Raw genomic sequence first — 22,115 nt, forward strand, 5'->3', positions numbered from 1 at the left:
GAGACCGACCACTGAACTGGCAGGATGGCTCACGTGCGCGAATACGGATCACTCGAGCCCGACGAGCTGTTCTTTTTCGGCGCGCGATAGCTGCTTGATCTCGTACTCACGGGACATCGCAGCTGATTTCGAGTCGAACCGCTCGTGATAGCGGAGTTCGACCGGTGTTCGGCCACGGGTGTATTTCGCACCGTCGCCGGCGTCGTGTTCGGCCACGCGTCGCTCGAGGTCGGTCGTGTAGCCGGTGTAGAGAGAGCCATCAGCACACTCGAGGACGTAGACGACGTGGGCAGTCTCGGCCATCGACTGCCGAATGGGACGGAGCTGCAAAAAGTCTCACGTCCGTAGGGGTCCTGATCGGTCGTCGCGATACGTTCAGGCGCCGCGAGCGCGTTCTTTCGCGGCTTCAGCGATTCCAGCGTTCGCCGAACAGCTGACACACGCGTGTATTTCACCGCGTTCGTTGGCGAAAACGCGTGCGAACCGTTCGGAGACGTGCGCGCCGCAATGGTCACACTTGGGCATTGGACACACCGGCCGGAGCCGGTACTCGATTATACCGGGTGAACAGTTAAATAGTCTTCTCCAAACACTGTTTGGCTTTCCGGTAGCAGGAAGTATTTTTCCCTAACAAAGTATGCGTGTCAATCACGAGCCGTGGCGATCGCCTGTGCGATCAGGGTTGCCTGTGCGCCAGCGACAAAGCCCGCATCAATGTTGACGACCGAGAGAACGGTACAGGACTGTAACATCCCGGCGAGTGCCGCCTCGCCGTCGCCGCCGTACCCGTAGCCGCTCGAGACGGGGACGCCGATGACCGGCGTATCGACGAGACCGGCGACGACGGTCGGCAGTGCACCCTCCCGGCCGGCAGCGACGATCATCACGTCGGCGTCGCGGAACCGATCGAGCTGATCGAGCGTGCGAGACAGCGCTGCGACACCAACGTCGTCGACCCGATCGACCGTCGCGCCGGCGTCCAGACAGACGGCCTCGGCTTCATCGGCGACTGCCTCGTCGACCGTCCCGCCGGTGGCGATGCCGACGGTCGCCTCGAGCGACGGCGGCTCGTAGTCGGCGGTCACCACCCGAACCGCGCCGCTGTGGCGGTGGATCGTCGCGTCCGGAGTCGTCTCCGCGACGTAGTCCTCGAGAGCGGCAAACTGCGGGTCGGAGACACGGGTGAGCAGTGCTCGCCCGGTCGTCTCGAGTGCGGTTTCGGCCAGTGCGACGACCTGCGGGGTCGATTTTCCCTCTGCGAAGATCGCTTCTGGGACGCCACGGCGCTGGTCGCGGGCTGCGTCGAACCGGCCCGCCTCGCCGGTGGCATACCCCCTGAGTTCGGCCTCGGCCGCCGCTGGCGAGACGGTACCATCGGCGACGGCGTCGAGGAGTTCACGCATACACGCGCTCCGCGGCCGAGACACTCGAATCCGTCGACCCAGGGTCGAGAACAACCGAGTGAACGAGGGGTCTGGTCTGGTTGGTCTCTGGTTGGTCAGGTACTGAACGTGCGCGCGAGCCCCGGAGGACCGCGCGCGAGCCGGAATCCGGTGATTGACGGCCTTCGAAATCGAACCGGGTCGCTCATTAGACATATACTTTCCGGTGAGTCTGGCCATCGAAACCGGCGAATCAACCGCTGCAACCCCCGTATTTCCGGTAGTAAGCACAATTCTTATATAGGGTAACGGGAAAGGAATAGATCGTATGGCAGATCTTATCGTCAAAGCCGCCGTAAAGGAAGCGCTCGATGACAAAAACGTCGCCTCGGACTTCTACGACGCCCTCGACGAGGAGGTCTCCGAGCTGCTCGACGATGCGGCCCGACGCGCTGAGGCTAACGACCGGAAGACGGTCCAGCCCCGCGACCTGTAAGGTCGAGACTGCTTCGTTTTTTATCGACGCCGCGACAGCCAAGAGCTGCGCATATCCGTCGCTCGTCATACGGTCTACTGTACGTCATTGCCGGTGCAACCGCGACCGCCCTGCGGTTGCACCGGTAAATCGTGTTCTCCAGCAGTATCAGCGCTGGCGCTGGGTCACGTACTCGTTGGTTCGACCGAGTAGCACGTAATCGGTCTCGCGCAGTTCCGGGATCGACGCCGACCCGGTGACGAACATCGCCGTCCGTAACTCGAGGGCAAGCGTCTCGATCAGGTCGACGACGGCGTCGGTCCCCTGCCCTGCGGGGGCGAGAAACGGCTTTGCGAGTCCGCCAGCGCGCGCACCGAGGGCGATCGCCTTCGCGATGTCGAGTCCAGAGCGGACGCCGCCGCTTGCGATCACGCAGTCGTGGACGGATGCCGCCTCGAGCGTACTCACTGCAGTTGGGACACCCCAGGCCCGGAACAGCTGTCCGATCGCTTCCTGACGGTCAGCACCGACCGCGGCCGCGCGGTGGGACTCGATTCCCGACCACGTCGTACCGCCTTGCCCGGCGACATCGACGGCGTCGACACCGGCGTCGGCGAGTCGACGCGCCGTCTCACGTGCGATTCCGTTGCCCGTCTCCTTGACGATCACCGGCACCGAGAGGTCGGCGGCGACGGCCTCGATCGCGTCGAGGCAGCCGCGCGCATCGACATCACCCTCCGGTTGGACGGCTTCCTGTAAGAAGTTCAGATGGATCGCCATCGCATCGGCGTCGATCATCTCGACGGCGCGCTCGACGTCGTCGACGTCGTACTCGAGCAACTGGGCCGCGCCAACGTTGCCATAGAGGAAGGCGTCGGGCGCAACGTCTCGGACGACCGTGTACGACTCGAGTAGGTCCTCGTCGTCGAGCTCGAGGCCGGCACGCTGGCTACCGACGCCCATGGCGATATTCGTCTCCTGGGCGGCTTCGGCCAGCGCCCGGTTGATTTTCGTCGTGTTCGGGTGGCCGCCAGTCATGCTCTCGATGACGATGGGGGCGGCGAGTTCGTGGCCGAACAGCGAGGTGGTCGTGTCGATCTCGTCGCGGTGGACATCCGGCAGTGCCTCGTGGACGAGGTCGATATCGGTGAACCCTGCGCCGTCCGTTTCGATGTCTTCCTCTTCGATGATGCGGATGTGATCGTCTTTCCTGTCGGATGTCTCGGGCATCGAATTGTCTCCATCGGAGGGTAGTGTGATGGTATTGAAAAGGTGTCCATTCGTCGGCCCTGTCGCTGCACGAATTGTGACAGCGACTCGCGTTTTTTGCTCCTCGCTGCGGTAGAACTGGTCCCATGCTACGCACACTCCTGCTCGGTTTCGGGCTCGTCGAAATCGTCACGCCACGACCAGTGATCGAGGCCTGCGAACGGATCGGCCTGCGAAATCCCGGGACGGCCCGGCGACGGCCGCTGGCGCTGACGGGCGCACGGCTCGAGGGACTGGCCTTCGTCTGGCTACTTCTCCGCGGCCGCGAGGGATCGACGCTCATCAGCGCGCTACTCGGGCTTGCCGGGCTGATACTCGTCCTGATTCCGCGACCGATCATCAGGCTCAGCCAACACCTGGTGTATGCCAACACCGACGACCTCGAGCTCCGGCTGTGGGTGGTGCCCGCAGCGCGGCTGCTGGGCGTACTCTACCTGACAGTGCTCTTGCTGTCGCGCTCGGCGGGCACTGAACGGACAGCCGACGCTGACGGCGACACCAACACGACGACTGCGTGAATCAGTACTCCCGGCGCTCGACACCGTCCTCGCGGCCGACGTAGGCCACGTCAGCAAGGCCGACGAACAGGCCGTGTTCGACGACGCCCGGGATCGCCGAGAGCCGTGTCGCCAGCCCATCGGGATCGTCGATCCGACCGAACGTACAGTCCAGTACCAGGTTGCCGTTGTCAGTCACGACCGGCCCGTCCTTGCGCTCGGCGTCACGCAGTGTCGGCTCGCCGCCCAATTCCTGAACCCGATTTGCCGCGACGGTGTGGGCATCAGGGAGCACTTCGACCGGCACCGACCGCTTGAGGCGATCGGTCAGCTTCGAGGGGTCAGCGACGACAAGAAATCGGTCCGCAGCCGAATCAACGAGTTTCTCGCGTGCGTGGGCCGCGCCGCCACCTTTGATGAGCGCGCCATGAGCGGCTGTGTCGGGATCGTCGACAACCTGATCCGCGCCGTCGATCGCGATGTCGACGCCGTCGACCGCGTCGAGATCGGTCAGCGGGATGCCGACCTCGAGTGCCAGCCGGCGGGACTGAAACGAGGTCGGAATCCCGCGGATCTCGAGGCCGTCGTCGACGGCCCGGCCGAGCGCCCGGATCGCGTGGGCGGTCGTCGAGCCGGTGCCGAGCCCGACGATGTCGCCGTTTTCGACGTCCTCGGCCGCGCGTTCGCCGGCGCGTCGTTTCGCTGCGTCTGAGCCGCCGTCCGTCTTCATGCGTGTGCAAGTGAGCGGCGACGGGAAAAACGTTGTAACTTGGCTGCGTCGGTCGGCCCAGGGTCACAGGTCGACGCGGTCGAACCGCCAGAGTCCGAGCGCCAGCGGGACGAGCGCCCAGAGTGCAAGCAGGACGAAACCGAACCACGGCTTGGCGACGATCGGCACACCACCATCGATCAGGCCCTGTGTCTCGTATGCGCTCGAGGCCGTGAACTGGCCAGCGCCGAGCACGGCAGTGATCGCGGAGCCGTAGGCGGCGTCCGGCGTCACGGAGTTCATGACGATGTACCAGCCGGGAATCGTTTCGGGGATGAGCGTCCCTTCGATCACGAACAACAGCGCCTGAGCAAGAACGCTCCAGGCGAACCAGAGCAACACGACGAGTCCGACCGCACCGACTGCCGCTCTGGTCGTCGACCGCGTCATCGCAGAGAGGCCAACGCCAAGGCAGACGTAGACGAACCCGAACAGCACCGTTACCAAGGTAAAGGCGACGTAGTCAACGAGCGAGACCGAGCCGACGAACGCGACGAGTCCAAGCAGGCCGACGGTAAAGCCGACCAGAATCGAGACGGCGACGACACCCGTCCGACCGAGTACCTTCCCCAGCACGACATCCTGGCGACGATGAGGGAGTCCGAGCAGGAACTGCAGGCTCCCACTCTCTCGCTCGCCGGCGATCGCACCGTAGCCGACGAACAGAGCGATAATCGGCACGAGAAAGCTCGCGGGCGTCTGCAACGCGAGTATCAAATCGAGCGTCGACTCCGCGCCACCCTCCTCGAACAGCGCCGAGAGCCGCGAGGCCAGAAACGCACCGCCAACGGTAAACAGGGCGAACAGGCCGGTCAGTGCAAGCAGGACACGCGAGCGAACGGCATCCCGAAAGTCCTTCTTCGCGACGATGATCGCGCTCATTGGGCCACCTCCGCCGGCGTAGCGTCCGACGTGTACGCCACGAACAGGTCCTCGAGCGAGGATTCGTCGGTTGTGAAATCTTCGACGGTCACGTCGTACTCCTCGATCGTGTGTAACACGGTCGTCTTCGCACGGTCTGCACAGGCGACGACGAGGGTCCGGCCCTCCGGCGTCACCGACGAGACGCCGTCGATCGATTCGACTGCCTCGAGAGCGGCTGTCGAGTCGTCGGGAACGCGATCGAGGGTCACGCGAAGCCGGGTCTGATCGGGCATCGTGTCACGTAGCCCGGCGATCGTGTCTTCGGCGATCAGGTGGCCGTCACGCAGAATGCCGATGCGATCACAGACGGCCTCGACCTGCCCGAGGACGTGTGAGGAGAAGAAGACGGTCGCGCCGCGGTCGTTTTCCTCACGAATGATCTCGCGCATCCGGCGAGCGCCGTTGGGGTCGAGCCCGGTCGACGGTTCGTCGAGAATCAGCAGGTCCGGCTCGCCGACCAGCGCCGTCGCGAGCATGAGCCGCTGGGTCATCCCCTTCGAGTAGCCGCCGGCTTTCTTGTCGGCGGCGTCGGCCGAGAGCCCAACCCGCTCGATGAGATCGTCGGGGTCGTCGTCGGCCCCTTTCGATTCGATCGCGAACGAAACGTGCTGGCGGCCGGTCAGCCGGTCGTAGGGCTCGATACCTTCGGGGAGGATACCGGTCCGCTTCCGGATCGCGAGGGCGTTTGTCTGCGCGTCGAGATCGAACACCCGCACCTCGCCGCTGGTCGGCCGAATGAAATCGAGCACGAGGTTGATCGTCGTCGACTTCCCCGCGCCGTTGGGCCCGAGGAAGCCGTAGATCTCGCCGCGTTCGACGGTGAGATCCAGTCCCTCGAGGGCTGTGTCGGTGCCGTACCGCTTCGTTACGTCTGAGATGTCGATGGAGGGCATTGTTCAATCAGACTACCATTGGGGAGTTACAAATAACTTGCTGCGCTGACAGGTTAACATGGAACGAAGTACTATCAGTTGTTGTTCCCAAGAGAAAGAGATTTGTATCGTGTTAGTTCAATACCATATGTTGGATTACACTATGATCGAACTGACTCTGCCCTCCGTCGATCGAACGACACTTGATCGACACCGATGGTCCCGCGTTCGAACGACCGGCCGCTCGCGTCGGGTGAAATAATGTTGCACTACGCCCTCCTTCCCTTGCAAGCCGGCGGCGAAACGGCTCAAATCGACGGCACAACGATGCTGATCGCGATGGTGATCGGGTTCATCATCGGGGTCGTGATCGCAGCCGGCGCTGCCTACTGGGTATATAAAGACGCCACGAAGCGCGACAACAACGAACTCGCATGGGCGATCGGCGTCGGCGCACTGTTGTTCCTGTTTTTCCCCATCGGCGTCATCGCACTGATCGCATACGTTATCCTCCGGGGTGATGAGACGACGACAGAACCGATGACCGGTGAGACGGCCGGTGGAGAGTGGTAGCGCGTCGACTCGGTCGCCGAAACCGGCGTGACGTTGCGCAGAACTTTTTTCAGACCGTCCGTCGTCGAACGGGCATGGCGAGTTCGGGCACGGCCGTTTCTCTCTCGAACGTCCGGAAAACGTATCGTATCGGGGAGCCGGTCCACGCACTCGACGGTGTTTCTCTCGAGGTCCCCCGTGGCTCCTATACCGCGATCATGGGGCCGAGTGGATCGGGGAAGTCGACGCTGATGAATCTCGTCGGTTGTCTGGACACGCCGACGGACGGAACGGTGGTCGTCGGTGGGCAAGACGTCAGGACGCTCGGCGATCGCGAGCGGACACGGCTGCGAGGGACCGAGGTCGGCTTCGTCTTCCAGACGTTCAACCTCATGCCGCGGTTGAACGCCGTCGAAAACGTCGCGCTGCCGCAGTTGTTTCAGGGTGTCGGCCGTGCTGAGCGTCTCGAGCGGGCACGGAACCTCTTAGAGCGCGTCGGCCTCGGCGACCGAACCGATCACATGCCCAACGAGCTATCGGGCGGCCAGCGCCAGCGGGTCGCACTCGCTCGCGCGCTGGTCAACGACCCGGCGATCGTGCTGGCCGACGAGCCCTCGGGGAACCTCGATACGGACACCGAAGCGGACATTCTTGATCTCTTTGACGAGTTCCATGCAGGCGGGACGACGATGCTCGTCGTCACCCACGAGCGCCACGTCGCCGAACGGGCCGACCGAATCGTCCACCTCCTCGATGGACGGATCGAGCGAATCGAGGAACTTGACGGTGCCGGCGGGTCGCAGGCGGGATCGCCGGCCAGCCGAGAATCAGGAGGGGGCGACGAATGAATCCGCTCGAGAGTCTGCGCCTCGCGTGGCGGTCGATCCGCGGCCACCGGCTTCGGTCGGCGCTGACGACGCTGGGAATCGTGATCGGCATCGCGGCGGTAATCGCCTTCGTCACGCTGGGTGCAAGCCTCCAAGCCGGCGTGATCGGCGATATCAGCCCCGATGACCAGCGAAACCTCTATGGCTGGGCCGCTGAACCCGACACCGAAGGCGGCCCGCTAGCAGGCGCACAGCCCGTCTTCACCCAAGACGACCTCGACGCAGTCGAGGATTTCGAGGACGTAGAGGCGGCCTACGGCTACGCGACGCTCCAGACACAGGCGATCTCGAACGGCGAGGAGACCGTGGCACAAGGCAGCGGGTTGGTCGCGTCAGGACCGTCGTACATCCGCGAGGAGCGTCTCGCCGAGGGCAGACAGTTCGAGATGGGAGCACGCGAGGCGGTGCTCAATCCGGCGGCTGCGAACCAGTTCGAGGAGAACGTCAGCGTCGGCGAGAACCTGACCGTGACGATGCTCGGTGGGCAGCGAATGGACGTCGAAGTCGTCGGCATCACCGACAACAGCGAGGGACTGAGCCCGTTTGAAGGATTCGAGTCCTCACCGCGGGTCTACGTACCGACTAACCCCTACTACACGGAACAGGCGTCGATGCTGGGAATCGGCGGTGGCGGTGGCGCTGGCGCTGGCAACCAGAGCCTCACCGGCGGCGAGGCCCGGTTCCTCGCGATCGTCATCGAGGCCGAATCGGCCGACCAGACAGACATCGACGCCGCCCGCGAGAGCGCAATCGAGTATCTCGAGAGCGACGCCGCCGACGCCAGCGAGTTGCTGGATGACGACCTCGAGGTGCAGCTCCAGACAAGTACGGAACTGCTGGGCCAGCTTCAGGACGTATTGAACCTCCTGCAGAACTTCATCGTCGGGATCGCGGCCATCTCATTGCTGGTCGGCTCGATCGGCATCGCGAACATCATGCTCGTCAGCGTTACCGAGCGGACCCGCGAGATCGGGATTATGAAAGCCGTCGGCGCACAAAATCGCGACGTTCTCGGGCTGTTCCTGACCGAATCGGTGATTCTGGGCGTCATCGGCGCGATTCTGGGCACCGGGCTGGGGCTCGTCGGAGGCTATCTCGGGGCCCAGTACATCGATCTCCCGTTAGTCTACCCCCTCGAGTACGTCGCGCTCGCGATCATCGTCGGAATGGTTGTGGGCATTCTCGCCGGGCTGTATCCGGCCTGGCGGGCCGCTCGGACGGACCCGATCGATGCGCTCAGATACGAGTGAGTATGCTCACACCTCTCGATCGGAATCCCGGTCGCGCTCTCGCTCTCGCTGTGCGTCTCGGTCGTCAGCGCGATCGCTCGCGTCCTCGAACCCCGTATCGAACGTCGACGGCTCGCCGAACTCGTCGTCTCGCGTCGACGGCGCGTCGGAACGGCGGGCAGTCTCGTTCGTGTCGAAGCCGACCGTCTCCCGGGTTTGCCGGTGACGGTCGGGATACTCTCGAGCGAGGTACGCGCCGAGGTAGCCGCCGAGCAGCGAAAGACCGACGGTATAGAGCAGCAGGAAGAAGCCGAAGCTAACGATCACGAAGGTAAACAGGACCACCCCTTCGATCGGGAAGCCGCCGATCAGTCCGAGGCTGAAAAACCCGGCCAAGAAGAACCCAAAAATCAGGAATGGGACGAACGTGATCGCGCCAGCCAGCGCCCCCGCGATTGCGCCCGCTCGTTCGTCCGGCCCCTCGAGAAAGCCCGCGACAGCCCCGCCAAGGACGGTCGAGCCCGGGATAAACGAGGCGACGACGCTGATGACAGCGCCGATAATCGCGTTGACGAGCGTTCGCGTCTGAACCATACTAGACGAAAGGACGGCAGAGAGAAAAATGTCGGTGGTCCAAGACGCTCTGTCGTCGGAGCCCAGTCGCCAATCCGGGCGGTCTCTCGCTCAGTCGTCAGCAGCCTTCGAATCTGGCTCCTCGAACGTGGTCTCCGTTTCGTCGGGATCGCTTGCAGGATCCTCGTGGTCGTCTTCGACGAGGTCGGTGAACGTGGCATCGCCGTTGACCTCGTCTGCGAGCAAGTCGACGGCTTCGACGAACACCGCGACAAGCAGTGGGCCGACGACGACGCCAATCGCACCGAGGGTAAAGAGCCCGCCGGTGAAACCGACGAAGTACAAGCTGCCGGGAAGGCCGGCCGAGCGCCTGGCCAGTCGCGGCCGAACGGCAACATCTGGCAGCCAGGCGATCAGGACGAGTCCGAGTGTGCCAAGCAGTGCCGCTGCGACGAGGTCGCCGACAGCGACGTGGTAGAGCGCGATCGGGACGACGAGCATACTCGGGCCGATGATCGGGACGAACTGGAGAACGGCAGCGGCGATCGCGAGCGTTAGCGCCGCCTCGTAGCCGAGCACCCAGAACAGCGGATAGGCGGCAGCGAACGTCGCGATCGACGTCGCGACCTGCAACACGTAGATCGCATACAGCGTCTCGCGGGTTCGCCGAGCCAGCGCGTAGACCACGTCTCGATACTCGTAGGGTACCGGTGCGATGGCCGCCCGGCCTGCCGCGTCACCTTTGAGCAGGAGGCCGAACAGCAACACGACGAACAGCGCGAACTTGATCGCGAGCACTGGCAGCGCCAGCGCGAAGGAGGTCGCAGCCCCCTGAACGAACTCGAGGGCAGCGGCTTGAATCTGCCCGGTTTCGATCGCATAGGTCATCCCGACCGCCGACACCGACAGTTCCCGCGGCAGCGCAGCGAGGGTGTCGACGACATCCTCAAGCCGGAAATAGAGCGCGACGACCAGCGGCGTGCTGACCGCAAGTGTAACGCCGAAGCCAACCAGCGTCGCGGCCAGCGCGCCGGTCCACTCGGTGAGTCCGCGCCTGACGAACCAGCGCTGGACCGGCACGAGGACGTACGCCACGGTCAGCGCGAGGAGGATCGTCCCGAGCACCTCGAGTAAGATCCCGCCGGTCACGACGCCGAGGACAACGACGAGGCCGGCAAGGACGTACCGTCGCTGGTGGCTCGAGCCGGTCGCTCCGTTCGCGAGATCGGTCACAGACGGGACTCTCACCGGGGGATTAAAGTCTTTGTCTGGCAGCCGGACTGGATTGCACAGGGTATCATTTTTCGACGGGGCGTGGTAGATCACCGCATGAAAGTAGTCAACCGGCTTCGGATCGGCGTTGACCGGCAAACGGTGGCTGTCGGGACCAAGATCACCGTTTAGGCCCGCGACGGTTGACGACACCCCATCGAGAGAGCGATCGGCGACGCGCAGACGAAATCCGTACGGATGGACGACCGCGATCGCTGTCGTTGCGGTTCGACTCGCCCCGGAGTCTAGAAGCTCGTCGCGGCGACGTCACCGCCCGAGCGCGAGGCGTACGAACACGAACCGGCGTCGGCGCTCGTTCGAGTCGTGCCGAACGCAACCGCGCTTTGCCCGCTTGGCTGGGTCGGATCGCGATAACAGTCATACGGTCTGCTGTCCCGATATCCCGGTGGGACCGCAGTGTGGGTCGCGGCCGGCCGGCACTGACTGACAGGAGTCCGTCGCAGTGGCGACGAACGGGCACAGCGTTATGCTGCTCACGGATGTAGACCGTGGCTATGGGAGACACAAAAGAGGGACGAGACAAGCAAGCAGACGACGCGGAGAAACACCAGCGAGAGCAAGAACTCGCGGAGGAACTCGAGCGTGGTGACGAAGCCGAACCGCCGCTCGAGGACGACGAGGAGTCGGCCGAAGAGGAGGATACAGCGGACGAGTAGGGTCCGCGGAGCCGACTACAGACCCCAGAAAAAGGCGATGCCAAGGGTGGTCACGACGGAGAGCAGCAACTGTAGTGGCGCGCCGACCCGGACGAAGTCCGAGAACTTGTAGCCGCCGGGACCGTAGACGAAGAGGTTCGTCTGGTAGCCGACGGGGGTGAGAAACGCCGTCGAGGCTGCGAACGTCACGGCGAGCACGAACGCAAACGGGTTCGCACCGATCTGGGACGCAGTTTCGACGGCGATCGGCAACATCAACACGACGCTCGCGTTGTTGGAGATGACGCCCGTGATCAGGCCCGTCGCGATGTAGAACACCCACAGGACGCCCAGCGCCGGCAGGTACGCGCCGGTCGATGCGACGAGGCTGCCAAGCAGGTCCGCGCCACCGGTCTGCTCTAAGGCCATCCCTAGCGGGATGATGCCGGCCAGCAGGAAGATCACGTCCCACTCGACGGCGTCGTAGATCTCGGTCGGTCTGAGCACCCCCGTCGCAACCATCGCAACGACACCTGCAAGCGCGGTCACGAGAATTGGCAGGGAGAGCGCAGACAGCGCAGTGAACGCGCCGATACCGGTTACACCGGCGAGGGTCGAGCCGACCATCCCCCACGGCATCGCGACGGTGCCGACGACCCCCGCCATAATCGCCGCCGCATGGGGGATCTTCTCGGTTCGGTAGTCGGGTTCGTCGGGTTCGTGGGCGACGATGAAATCGTCGTTTTGCGAGAGGCGATCGATGCTGTCCGGGGCCGCCTGTACCAACAGCGTGTCGCCGACGCGGATCCGACGCTCGTCGATGTTGGACCGAACCGTCTCGCCCCGGCTGCGGAAGGCTAGCACGGTCGCGTCGTAGCGCTGGCGAAACGTCGAGCTCTCGAGAGACTTGCCCGCGAGAAACGACCCTTGCGGGATGACGACCTCGACGAGCGTCTGCTCGGGGACTGCCTCGGGCTCGAGTTCGTCCGCACTCTGGGGGTTGCCGGCGAAGGTCAGGGTCTCCCGATCGACGAGTTGCTGGACAGTCGGACGATCGGCCCGCAGTCGTAGTAGGTCGCCGGCACGGAGCGTCTTCTGTGCGATCGGTTCGAGGAACTCCTCGCCGTCGCGGACGACCTGGAGAATATCGGCATCGAACGCGACGTGGTCGATGGCGTCGTCGACGGTCGACCCGATCAGCGGGGAATCGTCGTCGACGACGACATCGGTCAGGTACTCCTCGATGGCGTACTCCTTGACGTAGTCCTCGTCGACAGGGACGCGTTCGGGCAGCAATCGATGGCCGACAGTCATGAGATAGAGGCTCCCGACGACCAGCACGACGATTCCAAGTTGGGTAAACTCGAACATCGAAAAGGGCTGGTCGAGCAGCCGCGCGGAGACGTCGCTCGCGAGGATGTTCGTCGAGGTGCCGATGAGCGTGAGCATCCCGCCGAACATCGACGCATAGGAGAGCGGAATCAGGAGTTTCGAGGGGGAGGTCTTCCCTTTGTGGGCGATATCGGAGATGACGGGCACGAGAATGGCGACGACCGGCGTATTGTTGATAAAGCCGGAAATCGGGCCGCTGACGCCAATCGTCGCGAACAGCTGTTTGTCGAGGTCGTCGCCGGCGAACGCGGACATCTTTCGGCCGATGATCTGGACGACCCCCGTCCGACTGATCCCGGAACTGAGAATGAGCATCGCCAGCACGGTGATCGTCGCCGAGTTCGAGAATCCGGACGTTCCCTCTGCCGTCGAGATCTCGGTGAAATTCACCACACCATCGGCTCCAAGTACCATCAACAGCACCATCACGAGGATGGCAGTCACGTCGATCGGGAGCCACTCGGTCACGAACAACACCAGTGCAACGACGATGATCCCGAAGACGACCACCATCTCTGGAGTCACCGCCAGCCCGCTCGAGTCAGCCGCTAGCGGAGTCGTACCGCTAGCAAGCAGTGAAAATCCGGACACGATTGACAGTACGGAGTCGGTGACGGTCCCGTTTGAAGGCCTCGGTCCGACCTCGAGTTCGAGGTGGCGGCTCCCGACCGCTCAAACGGGCGGCCGACCTACTGCGAGGACAGGCGCGAGCGGAACCGCTCGAGGCCGACATCCAACATATCGGGGCTGACCGGCTGGAACTCGCCGTCGGCAGGCAGGTAGGGGCGCACCGAGTCCCAGCTCTCGCGGGCGTAGCGTTCGTCCAACAGGACGCGCACACCGACGTCGTCGGGGCTGCGGATGACGCGACCGATCGCCTGCCGGGCCTTCCGCACTGCCGGGATCGTCAGTGCGTACGTAAAGCCGTCGCCGAAGGCGTCTTCGTAGGCCCGGCGGACGGCTTTCGTTCGTGGACTCGAGGTGTTGACGATCGGGACGCCACAGACGACCGCCGCAGCCAGCCGATCGCCGCTGTAGTCGACGCCCTCGGTCAGCGTTCCCCGCAGGCTCGTGACGAGGACCTTGCCGTCGCCCGCGAAGAAGTCGGCTTTGAGCGACTGGGTCGTCTCGTCGTCGCTTGCGGCGTCGCGCAGGATCGGTTTCTCGATCCGGTCCTCGAGGACGCCGGCGGCCCACTCGGCTTCGGCGTAGCTGGGCATCCCGACGAGGACGTTGCCCGGAAGCCGGGCGACCTTGGCGATGGCGTTGGCGTAGGACCGTCGCGTCGGGTTCTCTTCGCCCGGTCGACCGCGATTGTCGTACGTGAACTTCGGCGCGGAGACAGCGAAGCTCTCGCGGTTCTCGGCGGGAAAGTGGAGGCCGTATCGGCGTTCGACCACTGGCCGATCGTCCTCGCGTGCGAGGTACTGGAGCCCGGTTACCTCGGTGAAGGCGTCCATCGGCTCGAGGGTCGCACTCATCAATATGCCGCCACCGAACATCCCGAGGCGATCGCCGATGGCGTCGCTGGGAACGCAGTTGTGCAACGCCAGCCGGGCGTTGTAGGCCCGCCGCCACGAGTCGGCGGGCTCGGTGTCGTCCCAGGTGCGCTCGAGTTCGATCTCCCGGAAGTAGTCGGTGTGGTCCTGCCGGTACCACTCGCCGAGGACGCGGCCGACGGCGGGTGCAGCGCGGCTTCGGTCCTCGTCTTCGGCCTCGTTCAAGATTCGACCGGCGACCGCACCGACGGCCTCGGCGCGGACCCAATCGGCGTCGCCGTAGCCCGCCTCGCGGGCCCACTCGCTGAGTTCGTCTTCGGCGGGCTTGCTCGGGTCACGGAGCGGGATTTCTTCGTCGTCCAGTTCGGTCAGGTTCGACTGCCAACCCCGGTAGTTCCGGTCGAGGGAGGCAGTCACGCGGCGGTCGAGTTCGGCTCGGAGGTCACGGACGAACTCGAGGGTCCGATTGAGTTCCTCGAAGGAGACGCCGCTCTCGTTGAGTTCCCCGCGCACGAGGTCGGCGTCGGCGGTCTTGGAACCGCCTTCGGCCTGCCTGCCCTCGCGTTCGAATTTAACCGGCTGGATGACCCGCGAGAGTTCGGTTTCGGCGTCCCGAAGCGTCGCGTCGGCGACGCCTTCGCTGACCAGGTCGCGCACGCGTGGCTCTAACATGTGGGCCTCGTCACAGACGACGAACGTCGAGTCGTCGAGCAGTGCGCCGGTAAAGGAGCCGACCGTCCGCGGGTCAAAGGCGTGGTAGTAGTTTCCGATGACGACCTCGACCTCGCCGAGAGCAGCTCCCATCACGGAGTGGGGGCAGGTGCCGTGTCTCACTGAGCGCGCGACCAGTTCCTCGGGCGTGACCATACCGGCGTCGGTGAAGTCGTAGGGAACCGCTTCGGCAGCAGCGCCGTCCTCGTCGTCCGGTAAATCCTCGAGATACTGTGCGTAGAACGGACAGTACTCTGTTTCGGCACCGACGGGACCACCCTCGCCGTACTCGGGCAGTTCGGGCGGATAGGGCGTCGGTTCGCCTGCGGTCTCGAGAAAGCGGCCGTCGCTGGCGCGAGTTCCACTGTCGGCCAGCCCGATCTGCTGGCTGCGAGCGCGGGCAGCGAGATTTTGTGCGGTCGTCTCACCGCCCTCGCCAGTGAGATCGCGAGTGCGATCCCGGAGTGTCTCACAGCGATCGTAGACGTTTCCGTCGTCGATCCCCGCCGCCCCCTCGCGGTTGTACGGACAGACGTCGGCCTTGCCGACGAGAGTGAGTCCCGAAATCGGGTCCCAGTCGGCAGAGAGGTTCTCGTTGATCGTCTCGAGGTCGGCCTCGAACTGGCGCAGTTGCTGTTTGACGCTCGTCAGGACGAGGACGCGCTCGTAGTCAGTATCCGGATCGCGCACGAGGTCGATCCCCGCGGTGAGTGCGATCATCGTCTTTCCGGTTCCACAGGCCCCTTCGATGACGGTGTAGCCGCCCTCCTGTCCGGTTTCGATGGCGGTTTCGATGCCGTCGACCTGCGGCTCGTAGGGGCTGTCGTGGCCGAAAATTGCACGCCAGTTCGTCATTCTTGCCGTACTCATCGTCCGTCGGTCATAGGGTTGACGAACACGAGTGGCCGCGTGATCGTATTTAAACCGTAGCTCGAGAACGACGGAGCGTCAGGACCACCGAGAACGTAACGCCTTCCAGTCCTGGCGCTCTACCTCGGCTATGAGCGACACCGGTTCCATCGACGCCGACCAGTATCGGGACGAACTCGAGTCGAAACGCGCCGAGAAAGACGACTTCTTCGCGACCCATCCACAGTCGCCGATCCCGCCCGAGGAACGCGACGACTTCGACGGGCTGGACTACTTCGACCCCGATCCGACCTACCGCGTGACCGCGACGGCGACGGTCCACGACGACCCCGAGGTCGTCCTGATGGAGTCCACCGCAGGGAGAGAGGTGCGCTATCTCCGCGTCGCGACGCTGGAGTTCGACCTGAATCGTGACGACGAGGATCTCGAAGATGGAACCTTCGAGTTGGCTGCATATCAACAGGAGAGTCCGAACGCGGAGCCGCTGTTTGTCCCGTTCCGGGACAAGACCACAGGGCAGCAAACCTATCAGGGTGGTCGCTACATGGAGCTCGAGGCGGACCGCGACCTCGAAGACGGCGACGAGCTCGTCGTCGACTTCAACCTCGCATACTCGCCGTTCTGTGCGTACAGCGAGACGTTCGACTGTCCCTTGCCGCCCGAGGAGAACTGGCTCGAGATCGCGATTCCGGCAGGCGAACGATACGAATAGCACAGCGATCTCGCAAGTCGCGACCCGTGCGCTGTCTCATCCGCTGTGCTCGAGCGCGAGACGGATATGAGGGGTTTTCGCAAGGGGCCGTTTCGACTCGAGCCACCGGCCGCGTTGCGGGCTGTACGTCGGGAATTAGGGACTCGAGTGGAAATAGAGGGGTTCGACCGGTTAGGGAGCGACGCCGACGGTCAACAGCGTGCCGAACTCGCGGTAGCGCTCGACCATCGCCTCGCGAGTGTCCCAGTCCTCGAGCGGGAACTTGTCGTCGTCGGGGATCGTGATCTCGCGATCGGGAATGTTGTCCTGTTCGGCAACGTACAGGCCTGCCTCGCGGAAAGCCGCGCGGTACTCGTCGCGGTCCCAGCGGGTCATCTCGATGTCGATGAACTCCTGCCACTCGTGGGAGTGGACGTTCTCCTCGTAGTAGTTGACCGCACAGTAGAACGTGCCGCCGGGCCGGAGTATTCGGGCGATCTCCTCGAGGGTGTGGTGGGGGTCCGCGGCGTAGTAGAAGGCTTCCATCGACCAGACGTGATCGATCGAGTCATCGGCGAAGGGGAGCGCGTCGAAGTCGCCGACAAGGAAGCCAACGCTCGCGTCGTCAGTGTAGCTGGCCGCGTTGCGGGCCATTTCGGGTGCGCCGTCGAGTCCGTAGGCACGGCCAGCGCCCGTGGTATCCCGGAGTGCGCGGCCGGCGTAGCCGCTCCCGCAGCCGAGATCGAGGACGGTCTCACCCGGTTCGACTGGCATCCGCGCGAGCGCGTGCTTTGCGGTGTGCCAGTGTCGATCTTCCATTCCCTTGTCACGGCCGCTCGTTGCCCAGTCGTCGAACTCCTCGCGTACGCTCATAACGGGGCGATGGGTGACGCAGGGATAAACGCGTTCGCATGACGTCGCGGAACGCTGTGGCGTCGCCCACAGTCGTGATTGAAGCCGACACGGTCGATTGACAACAACCTCATGAGATCTATTCTCACTGTTATGAGAACCACCGACAGATACTTTAGGCTGGCCTAAATTATAGCAAGTGAAGGGTCGTCGGTGATCGAACTCCGTGGGCATCTGGAGTTCGCGATCCTCGGTGAGCCACACTGTCCCACCCCCTCGCCAGTTTTGGACCCTTCCTCCGGTTTCCGGAGTCCAGTTTCGTCGCATGATATATCCGCACGCTTAAGGGAGTGCCGAAAGTTGTTCACGCCAGTATGGACTACAGCCTCGAGATAGACGGGACACCGGAGACGGTACCGGGCGGGACCGGCGTCCTCCTCTTGCATCCAAGCACTGGCGAAACCGACCGTATCGATACCGACTTCCTCAAAGCCGACACCGACCACTTCCTCGTCGTTTCGACGCGAACCACTGCCCGCGAAGTCAAACAGAAACTCGAGTACTACGACGTCAACGAGGAGTGTGCCGAAATCCTCGATACGCTGAGTATCGAACGCGGCTACTCCCGGCGGTCGTCCGATACCGTCCACTACGTCGCCGCCCCGGACAACATCGACGGCATCGTCGCTCAGATCGACGCCTTCCTCGACAACCACGAGGGCAAAGTCCGCATTAGCTTCGATTCCGTCACCGAACTCGCCTACTACGCCGGCGACGAACAGGCCCTCGAGGCCGTCGAACGAATCCTCGCACTGCTCGAGGACCACGACGCCGTCGGCCTCTTTCATCTCTCGGAAGAACCACACGACGCCGCGCTCGTCGACGAATTCCGCGGACTGTTCGACGGTGTAATCGACTTAGACGAAGACGGAAGCATCGACGCCGAGTTCTAACCGCCAGTACAGTTACTCGTCGACCAGCGAGTCGAACGTCTTCTCGGCCCACCGGATCGCATACGCCGGGCCATGCTCCCGGTAGGCATCCGTATCGAGCGCAGCGAACGGCGCGGGCAATTCGATCGCGTGTTTGATCGCCGCACACGCCAGTTCGGTTGCGTCCGCGAAATCGGTCTCGCCGCGAGCGACTGCCCGTGGTAGCCCAGCGACCCGATCCTCGAGTCGCGTCCCCGCGTCCTGCCAGGCGTCAGCGAGGGCTGGGTGGTCGTCGTGCCAGTCTGCGAAGACATCTCGGGTCTGGAGACCGATCCAGCCGTCGTACAGCGCGGCGGCGACCTGATAGGTGCTGTTCGGGTCGAGCGGGACTGCTCGATCGAGATCGCGATACGAGTCCTCGAAAAAGCCAATGAACTGTTCGGGCACCTCGAGTCCGAGCTGGACGAACGCCTCGGCGAGCAAAAAGTCGACGAACGATTCGGGCGAGCCCTCGACTCTGGGTTTGACCAACACGACCGGCGGCTCCGTCTGACGGGTCCAGGCGACGCTGCCGTCGCCCGGCATTCCGACCGTAAAATCCGAACTCGCATAGCGAGCGAGCAGCGTTGGCGCGTCTTCGGGCAGCCAGGCATCCGGATAGCTGGCCGGCTCGAGGCTGTCGACGAGCAAGCCGAGGTCCTCAGCGAGCGCTGGTGGAAGGGTTTCGAAGTCACGCTCGCAGTCGAGAACTCGAGCGCCCGGTGCGTGAGCGTCGCGGACCGACGTGAGCCGATCCGGGAGCGCACGAGTCTCGAACATCAGGCGAACGCCGTCTGGAAAACGAGCAGGATCGACAGCAGTGCCGATACGGCGACCGTGGAAAGAACAACCTTGGTTGCAGTGCTCATATGTGCCCCCTCGTATCGCCATTGCTTAAATCCATCTGTCTCCGTCCGCCGTCTCAACCCGCTCGTCCCCGTGTGCCGGTCGAATTACACTGACTCGAGCAGCCGCATTATACGGACTCCTGTCAGCCAGTTGTGACGTATCCGCAGGACGGGTCGCGGAGACGCCGGCAAATCGGTACAGCAGACCGTATACACCATCGCCATCGGTTTGCAACCAGTATTTCAGTTGGAACTCGATTCTCGACTGCGTAGCGTTTTCCGGAGTGATTTCTCTGTGCTACAGTAGAAACTATCCGGTGGGTTCTGCGCGTCGATCACTCGTCGCTGTCGCCACCGTCGCGCCAGGAATCGGGGACGTCGATGACGTATCGGCCGTCCTCCTGGAGAGAGATGATGTACTCTTCACGGTTATAGAGTTCCATCAAATTGAGTTCGTACTGGCCCGGTCGGACGATCTTGATGCTCTCGAATTGTTTGTTGAGCTCTTCCCGCAGGTCGTCGATCGACGGACGATCCCCGCTCGGTTCGCTGACGACACGACCGTGTTCTGGCGGCTGATCGTCATCGGCTGCTGTGGCATCGGTCGGCTCGTCTGCATCGACGCCGTGTCGAGGGTCGGAGACGGCGGCTCCATCGGTGTGAGTCGGCAAGTCGCCTGCAGAAATGACCTCGCTTCGGGCGTCAGCCTGTGCCGAATTCTCGTCGTCTGCAAGCGTCGTGGTCGGCTCGTCCGGTTGCTGGTGCGACCGCTCTCTATCGCCGGATTCGTCGATCGTCTCGGTCTGTGTGTCGGTTCGGTTCTCGGGTCGCCGCGCCGTCTCGGGCCACTCAGCGAACGCCTCGCCGGTTGCGCCGTCGGCCTCGGCGGTGTCAGCCTCACCGCTCGAGGGCCACGACCGCTCCGACTCGACAGCAGCGCTCGAGCCGTCGGGCGTGGACTGTACAGCAGGGTCGGGTGATTGTCGGTTCCGCCCATCCGTCGAGTCGTCGTCTCTAGTGATCCAATCGCGGACGGTCTCCGTGGCACGGCTCGTGACGCTGCCCGACTCAGTCGATTCTGCGTCGGCTGCTTCCGTGTCGCCGGCCCCATCGGAGGCGTCTGCTGTAGCCGCAGTTGTGGGTGCAAACTGAAACTTGTTCCCGCCACAGTCGGGACAGCCCGACAGCATCTCCTTGGAACCGTCAGCGAACGTTCGACCGCAGTTCGTACACTGATGAGGCATTAATTACGGGAGACGAGCGCGCTGATGAGCGTTTCGTCCTTGTGGAGCGTCTCGATCTGGTTGGCTGGTCCGATCACGGTAAGTTTCGTCTCCACTTTGTCGCTACCCATAATGCGGCCAAGCAGCGACGAGTCACGGGCCTCGGACTTGGGATAGGTCTCGATCTCGATCCCGTTGAACTCGTCGGGGCTGATTTCAGCCATCGTCACCTCGATGAGGCGACTCTCCTCGTCCGGCGTCAGCCCTTCCTCTAAGATGACGATGTTCCCGTCGTGGACGCCGTCCAAGATCATCCTGATCTTTTCCATTGTGGCCATCCCGTCCATGCGCTCGCCGCTTATCAGGTCGATCTGTACGCCGTCGGACGGCTCCGAATCGTCTGCGTTGGTTGCCTTCGGCATTGTTTCTCACCCGAAGTACTCCGCGATCTTGTCGTACACTTCGTCCATGTTGTCGCCTTCCTTCGCAGAGAGTGGCACGGTCGTGTGCTGTGGGAAGGCGTCCTCGATCCGTTTGACGCTCGAGTCCTCGAGGTCGGTCTTGTTCGCGAAGATGAGAACCGGAAGATCGCGAGACTCGATGATGCCGATCAACATCGTGTTGACCTGCGTGATCGGGTCTTCGGCGCTATCAAGTACGTAGATGACGCCGTCGACGTCTTCGCGTAGCCAGTGCATCGCCTCGGCGACGCCTTCGGTCGCTTCACGGGAGCGACGAATCGCGTCCTCTTCGTCGAGCTCGTCCGTGAACTCCTCGTAGTCGACCTTGGTCGTCACACCGGGCGTGTCGACGATGTCGATCGTCACCGTCTTTCCGTTGCGTTCGATGTCGACGTTTTCTTTGCGGCGTGCGCGACGCGTCTCGTGGGGGATGTGACTCTCTGCACCGATGGCATCACCCGTCCAGTCGCGTGCAATGCGGTTTGCGAGCGTGGTCTTGCCGGCGTTCGGCGGACCATAGATACCGATTCGTTTGGGCTCCTGTTCCGAAAACAGGCGATCCGTCACCCGAGAGATACTATCTTTGAGTTCTGTGAACAGTCCCATCTGTTGGGCCCTCCAGCACCGCGGGGTGCATCTGCGCGTACTACTAAGCGAACTCACTTAAGCCTACGTCAGACATGTTGACACTCCAGACAAGAAGAGTGTCAGCAATCAGAATGGAACCGACAGATATGTCGGGTGAATCTCGTGTGAGTTGTACATATGCAGACGACTCCAGACAGTCCAGTCTTATCTCGCTGACACCTAGTGCGGAGAGCGTACTATCCTCCCCGGGTGGGTCTCGAATATATATGCTTGGATAGGTATCACAACAACGTGTAATAATACATCGATGTATTGTGATTAATCATGGATGATTAATATCTCGATTAGCATGAGTAAGCGTTCTTGACGGAGTGGGGAGCCCCCCACCCCTTCGTTTCAACTGGAGAGCGTCGAGTGTGTGGGGTTGGTGAGTGGCCTGAGAGCTGCCAGTTATCCCTCTTTTCGGCTTGAGATAGGTTCTACAGCACGAAACCGGACGAATTGGTGGTGTTAGAACGGATCTAGTAACGAGTTCTACTAGTTACTAGTATTAGCAGTTCTGAGAAGATAATCTAGGAAGGACTAGTAATAAGAAACACACCTCTAGTAAAATATACTGTTTTGCTAGTTCTACGGTTACTGTTTCTAGCCA

At 63.0% G+C, this 22,115-nt stretch carries 25 protein-coding genes; 8 read left to right on the top strand and 17 right to left on the bottom strand.

Annotated elements, in window-relative coordinates; all coding sequences use genetic code 11:
* Positions 1–48 precede the first annotated feature (48 nt).
* From BDK88_RS04205 to larB, 3 genes are all read right to left on the bottom strand, one after another.
* A complete protein-coding gene (locus BDK88_RS04205; protein ID WP_130499298.1) occupies positions 49–303 on the bottom strand; it encodes a GIY-YIG nuclease family protein in 255 nt (84 codons plus the stop codon).
* Between the two features lie 72 nt (positions 304–375).
* Entirely contained in the window at positions 376–525 is a 150-nt protein-coding gene (locus BDK88_RS22500) for a DUF7563 family protein (RefSeq protein ID WP_254762412.1), read from the bottom strand.
* Positions 526–644: 119 nt separating this feature from the next.
* Positions 645–1,403 (bottom strand): nickel pincer cofactor biosynthesis protein LarB, encoded by a 759-nt coding sequence (gene larB, locus BDK88_RS04210; protein WP_130499299.1) that lies wholly within the window; start codon positions 1,401–1,403, stop codon positions 645–647.
* Between the two features lie 307 nt (positions 1,404–1,710).
* Between larB and BDK88_RS04215 the strand changes: the two genes are divergently transcribed.
* Positions 1,711–1,878 (top strand): DUF1931 family protein, encoded by a 168-nt coding sequence (locus tag BDK88_RS04215; protein ID WP_008013450.1) that lies wholly within the window; start codon positions 1,711–1,713, stop codon positions 1,876–1,878.
* Between the two features lie 147 nt (positions 1,879–2,025).
* Here the strand turns inward: BDK88_RS04215 and fni are convergent, their stop codons facing one another.
* Complete coding sequence (gene fni / locus BDK88_RS04220) at positions 2,026–3,087, bottom strand: type 2 isopentenyl-diphosphate Delta-isomerase (RefSeq protein WP_130499300.1); 1,062 nt, start codon at positions 3,085–3,087, stop codon at positions 2,026–2,028.
* Between the two features lie 125 nt (positions 3,088–3,212).
* Here fni and BDK88_RS04225 point away from each other — a divergent pair, with 125 nt between their 5' ends.
* The gene (locus BDK88_RS04225; RefSeq protein WP_130499301.1) at positions 3,213–3,644 is read left to right on the top strand and encodes a hypothetical protein; all 432 of its coding nucleotides are present in this window, start codon (positions 3,213–3,215) and stop codon (positions 3,642–3,644) included.
* 1 nt (position 3,645) lies between these two features.
* Here the strand turns inward: BDK88_RS04225 and rpiA are convergent, their stop codons facing one another.
* The 3 genes from rpiA to BDK88_RS04240 form a co-directional block, all read right to left on the bottom strand.
* Positions 3,646–4,353 (bottom strand): ribose-5-phosphate isomerase RpiA, encoded by a 708-nt coding sequence (gene rpiA / locus BDK88_RS04230; RefSeq protein ID WP_130499302.1) that lies wholly within the window; start codon positions 4,351–4,353, stop codon positions 3,646–3,648.
* A 63-nt stretch (positions 4,354–4,416) separates the two neighbouring features.
* A complete protein-coding gene (locus BDK88_RS04235) occupies positions 4,417–5,274 on the bottom strand; it encodes an ABC transporter permease subunit (protein ID WP_130499303.1) in 858 nt (285 codons plus the stop codon).
* A complete protein-coding gene (locus BDK88_RS04240) occupies positions 5,271–6,209 on the bottom strand; it encodes an ABC transporter ATP-binding protein (RefSeq protein WP_130499304.1) in 939 nt (312 codons plus the stop codon). The genes BDK88_RS04235 and BDK88_RS04240 overlap by 4 nt, the downstream gene beginning before the upstream one ends.
* Before the next feature lie 240 nt (positions 6,210–6,449).
* Between BDK88_RS04240 and BDK88_RS04245 the strand changes: the two genes are divergently transcribed.
* The 3 genes from BDK88_RS04245 to BDK88_RS04255 all read left to right on the top strand — a co-directional run bounded on the left by BDK88_RS04245 (position 6,450) and on the right by BDK88_RS04255 (position 8,877).
* Entirely contained in the window at positions 6,450–6,761 is a 312-nt protein-coding gene (locus BDK88_RS04245; RefSeq protein ID WP_130499305.1) for a hypothetical protein, read from the top strand.
* Positions 6,762–6,835: 74 nt separating this feature from the next.
* Positions 6,836–7,588, top strand: a complete 753-nt coding sequence (locus BDK88_RS04250; protein WP_130499306.1) for an ABC transporter ATP-binding protein — start codon at positions 6,836–6,838, stop codon at positions 7,586–7,588.
* On the top strand, positions 7,585–8,877 hold the full coding sequence (locus BDK88_RS04255; protein WP_130499307.1) for an ABC transporter permease: 1,293 nt from the start codon (positions 7,585–7,587) through the stop codon (positions 8,875–8,877). Before BDK88_RS04250 ends, BDK88_RS04255 begins: the two co-directional genes overlap by 4 nt.
* Positions 8,878–8,883: 6 nt before the next feature.
* Here BDK88_RS04255 and BDK88_RS04260 read toward each other — a convergent pair whose 3' ends face one another.
* Positions 8,884–9,450 carry a DUF5518 domain-containing protein gene (locus tag BDK88_RS04260; protein WP_130499308.1) on the bottom strand — a complete coding sequence of 189 codons (567 nt, stop codon included), beginning with the start codon at positions 9,448–9,450 and terminating at the stop codon, positions 8,884–8,886.
* A gap of 90 nt (positions 9,451–9,540) precedes the next feature.
* Entirely contained in the window at positions 9,541–10,662 is a 1,122-nt protein-coding gene (locus tag BDK88_RS04265) for an AI-2E family transporter (RefSeq protein ID WP_130499309.1), read from the bottom strand.
* Positions 10,663–11,216: 554 nt separating this feature from the next.
* Here BDK88_RS04265 and BDK88_RS21050 point away from each other — a divergent pair.
* Positions 11,217–11,378 (top strand): hypothetical protein, encoded by a 162-nt coding sequence (locus tag BDK88_RS21050; RefSeq protein WP_165396905.1) that lies wholly within the window; start codon positions 11,217–11,219, stop codon positions 11,376–11,378.
* 15 nt (positions 11,379–11,393) lie between these two features.
* Here the strand turns inward: BDK88_RS21050 and BDK88_RS04275 are convergent, their stop codons facing one another.
* On the bottom strand, positions 11,394–13,262 hold the full coding sequence (locus tag BDK88_RS04275) for an SLC13 family permease (RefSeq protein ID WP_130499310.1): 1,869 nt from the start codon (positions 13,260–13,262) through the stop codon (positions 11,394–11,396).
* A gap of 176 nt (positions 13,263–13,438) precedes the next feature.
* Positions 13,439–15,814, bottom strand: coding sequence for an ATP-dependent DNA helicase (locus tag BDK88_RS04280; RefSeq protein WP_130499797.1), 2,376 nt, complete (start codon positions 15,812–15,814; stop codon positions 13,439–13,441).
* 145 nt (positions 15,815–15,959) lie between these two features.
* Here BDK88_RS04280 and BDK88_RS04285 point away from each other — a divergent pair, with 145 nt between their 5' ends.
* Positions 15,960–16,541: a DUF1684 domain-containing protein gene (locus BDK88_RS04285; RefSeq protein ID WP_008013476.1), complete on the top strand. Its 582-nt coding sequence runs from the start codon at positions 15,960–15,962 to the stop codon at positions 16,539–16,541.
* A 171-nt stretch (positions 16,542–16,712) separates the two neighbouring features.
* Here BDK88_RS04285 and BDK88_RS04290 read toward each other — a convergent pair whose 3' ends face one another.
* Positions 16,713–17,393 carry a class I SAM-dependent methyltransferase gene (locus BDK88_RS04290; protein WP_130499311.1) on the bottom strand — a complete coding sequence of 227 codons (681 nt, stop codon included), beginning with the start codon at positions 17,391–17,393 and terminating at the stop codon, positions 16,713–16,715.
* Between the two features lie 353 nt (positions 17,394–17,746).
* On the opposite strand from BDK88_RS04290, the gene BDK88_RS04295 reads away from it, so the two are divergent.
* Positions 17,747–18,325, top strand: coding sequence for a DUF7090 family protein (locus BDK88_RS04295; protein ID WP_130499312.1), 579 nt, complete (start codon positions 17,747–17,749; stop codon positions 18,323–18,325).
* Between the two features lie 12 nt (positions 18,326–18,337).
* On the opposite strand, the gene BDK88_RS04300 is transcribed toward BDK88_RS04295, so the two are convergent.
* From BDK88_RS04300 to BDK88_RS04315, 5 genes are all read right to left on the bottom strand, one after another.
* Entirely contained in the window at positions 18,338–19,123 is a 786-nt protein-coding gene (locus tag BDK88_RS04300; RefSeq protein ID WP_130499313.1) for a DUF7089 family protein, read from the bottom strand.
* Positions 19,123–19,212, bottom strand: coding sequence for a hypothetical protein (locus BDK88_RS22505; protein ID WP_008013481.1), 90 nt, complete (start codon positions 19,210–19,212; stop codon positions 19,123–19,125). Before BDK88_RS22505 ends, BDK88_RS04300 begins: the two co-directional genes overlap by 1 nt.
* A gap of 314 nt (positions 19,213–19,526) precedes the next feature.
* Positions 19,527–20,435 (bottom strand): Zn-ribbon domain-containing protein, encoded by a 909-nt coding sequence (locus tag BDK88_RS04305; RefSeq protein ID WP_130499314.1) that lies wholly within the window; start codon positions 20,433–20,435, stop codon positions 19,527–19,529.
* Positions 20,435–20,836, bottom strand: a complete 402-nt coding sequence (locus tag BDK88_RS04310; protein ID WP_092931803.1) for a DUF2073 domain-containing protein — start codon at positions 20,834–20,836, stop codon at positions 20,435–20,437. Before BDK88_RS04310 ends, BDK88_RS04305 begins: the two co-directional genes overlap by 1 nt.
* Positions 20,837–20,842: 6 nt before the next feature.
* Positions 20,843–21,481 carry an Era-like GTP-binding protein gene (locus tag BDK88_RS04315; protein WP_130499315.1) on the bottom strand — a complete coding sequence of 213 codons (639 nt, stop codon included), beginning with the start codon at positions 21,479–21,481 and terminating at the stop codon, positions 20,843–20,845.
* Positions 21,482–22,115 lie beyond the last annotated feature (634 nt).

Source organism: Natrinema hispanicum, assembly GCF_004217335.1.
Classification (GTDB): Archaea; Halobacteriota; Halobacteria; order Halobacteriales; family Natrialbaceae; genus Natrinema; species Natrinema hispanicum.

What these genes read in the sequence shown, in the direction of transcription:
- BDK88_RS04240 (WP_130499304.1), bottom strand. Translation starts at nt 6,209, where the DNA reads ATGCCCTCCATCGACATCTCAGACGTAACGAAGCGGTACGGCACCGAC.
- BDK88_RS22505 (WP_008013481.1), bottom strand. Translation starts at nt 19,212, where the DNA reads ATGAGCACTGCAACCAAGGTTGTTCTTTCCACGGTCGCCGTATCGGCA.
- BDK88_RS04315 (WP_130499315.1), bottom strand. Translation starts at nt 21,481, where the DNA reads ATGGGACTGTTCACAGAACTCAAAGATAGTATCTCTCGGGTGACGGAT.
- BDK88_RS04275 (WP_130499310.1), bottom strand. Translation starts at nt 13,262, where the DNA reads ATGGTGGTCGTCTTCGGGATCATCGTCGTTGCACTGGTGTTGTTCGTG.
- BDK88_RS04295 (WP_130499312.1), top strand. Translation starts at nt 17,747, where the DNA reads ATGGACTACAGCCTCGAGATAGACGGGACACCGGAGACGGTACCGGGC.
- fni (WP_130499300.1), bottom strand. Translation starts at nt 3,087, where the DNA reads ATGCCCGAGACATCCGACAGGAAAGACGATCACATCCGCATCATCGAA.
- BDK88_RS04280 (WP_130499797.1), bottom strand. Translation starts at nt 15,814, where the DNA reads ATGACGAACTGGCGTGCAATTTTCGGCCACGACAGCCCCTACGAGCCG.
- BDK88_RS04205 (WP_130499298.1), bottom strand. Translation starts at nt 303, where the DNA reads ATGGCCGAGACTGCCCACGTCGTCTACGTCCTCGAGTGTGCTGATGGC.
- rpiA (WP_130499302.1), bottom strand. Translation starts at nt 4,353, where the DNA reads ATGAAGACGGACGGCGGCTCAGACGCAGCGAAACGACGCGCCGGCGAA.
- BDK88_RS04285 (WP_008013476.1), top strand. Translation starts at nt 15,960, where the DNA reads ATGAGCGACACCGGTTCCATCGACGCCGACCAGTATCGGGACGAACTC.
- BDK88_RS04300 (WP_130499313.1), bottom strand. Translation starts at nt 19,123, where the DNA reads ATGTTCGAGACTCGTGCGCTCCCGGATCGGCTCACGTCGGTCCGCGAC.
- BDK88_RS22500 (WP_254762412.1), bottom strand. Translation starts at nt 525, where the DNA reads ATGCCCAAGTGTGACCATTGCGGCGCGCACGTCTCCGAACGGTTCGCA.
- larB (WP_130499299.1), bottom strand. Translation starts at nt 1,403, where the DNA reads ATGCGTGAACTCCTCGACGCCGTCGCCGATGGTACCGTCTCGCCAGCG.
- BDK88_RS04310 (WP_092931803.1), bottom strand. Translation starts at nt 20,836, where the DNA reads ATGCCGAAGGCAACCAACGCAGACGATTCGGAGCCGTCCGACGGCGTA.
- BDK88_RS04255 (WP_130499307.1), top strand. Translation starts at nt 7,585, where the DNA reads ATGAATCCGCTCGAGAGTCTGCGCCTCGCGTGGCGGTCGATCCGCGGC.
- BDK88_RS04260 (WP_130499308.1), bottom strand. Translation starts at nt 9,450, where the DNA reads ATGGTTCAGACGCGAACGCTCGTCAACGCGATTATCGGCGCTGTCATC.
- BDK88_RS04215 (WP_008013450.1), top strand. Translation starts at nt 1,711, where the DNA reads ATGGCAGATCTTATCGTCAAAGCCGCCGTAAAGGAAGCGCTCGATGAC.
- BDK88_RS04290 (WP_130499311.1), bottom strand. Translation starts at nt 17,393, where the DNA reads ATGAGCGTACGCGAGGAGTTCGACGACTGGGCAACGAGCGGCCGTGAC.
- BDK88_RS04305 (WP_130499314.1), bottom strand. Translation starts at nt 20,435, where the DNA reads ATGCCTCATCAGTGTACGAACTGCGGTCGAACGTTCGCTGACGGTTCC.
- BDK88_RS21050 (WP_165396905.1), top strand. Translation starts at nt 11,217, where the DNA reads ATGGGAGACACAAAAGAGGGACGAGACAAGCAAGCAGACGACGCGGAG.
- BDK88_RS04250 (WP_130499306.1), top strand. Translation starts at nt 6,836, where the DNA reads ATGGCGAGTTCGGGCACGGCCGTTTCTCTCTCGAACGTCCGGAAAACG.
- BDK88_RS04245 (WP_130499305.1), top strand. Translation starts at nt 6,450, where the DNA reads ATGTTGCACTACGCCCTCCTTCCCTTGCAAGCCGGCGGCGAAACGGCT.
- BDK88_RS04235 (WP_130499303.1), bottom strand. Translation starts at nt 5,274, where the DNA reads ATGAGCGCGATCATCGTCGCGAAGAAGGACTTTCGGGATGCCGTTCGC.
- BDK88_RS04225 (WP_130499301.1), top strand. Translation starts at nt 3,213, where the DNA reads ATGCTACGCACACTCCTGCTCGGTTTCGGGCTCGTCGAAATCGTCACG.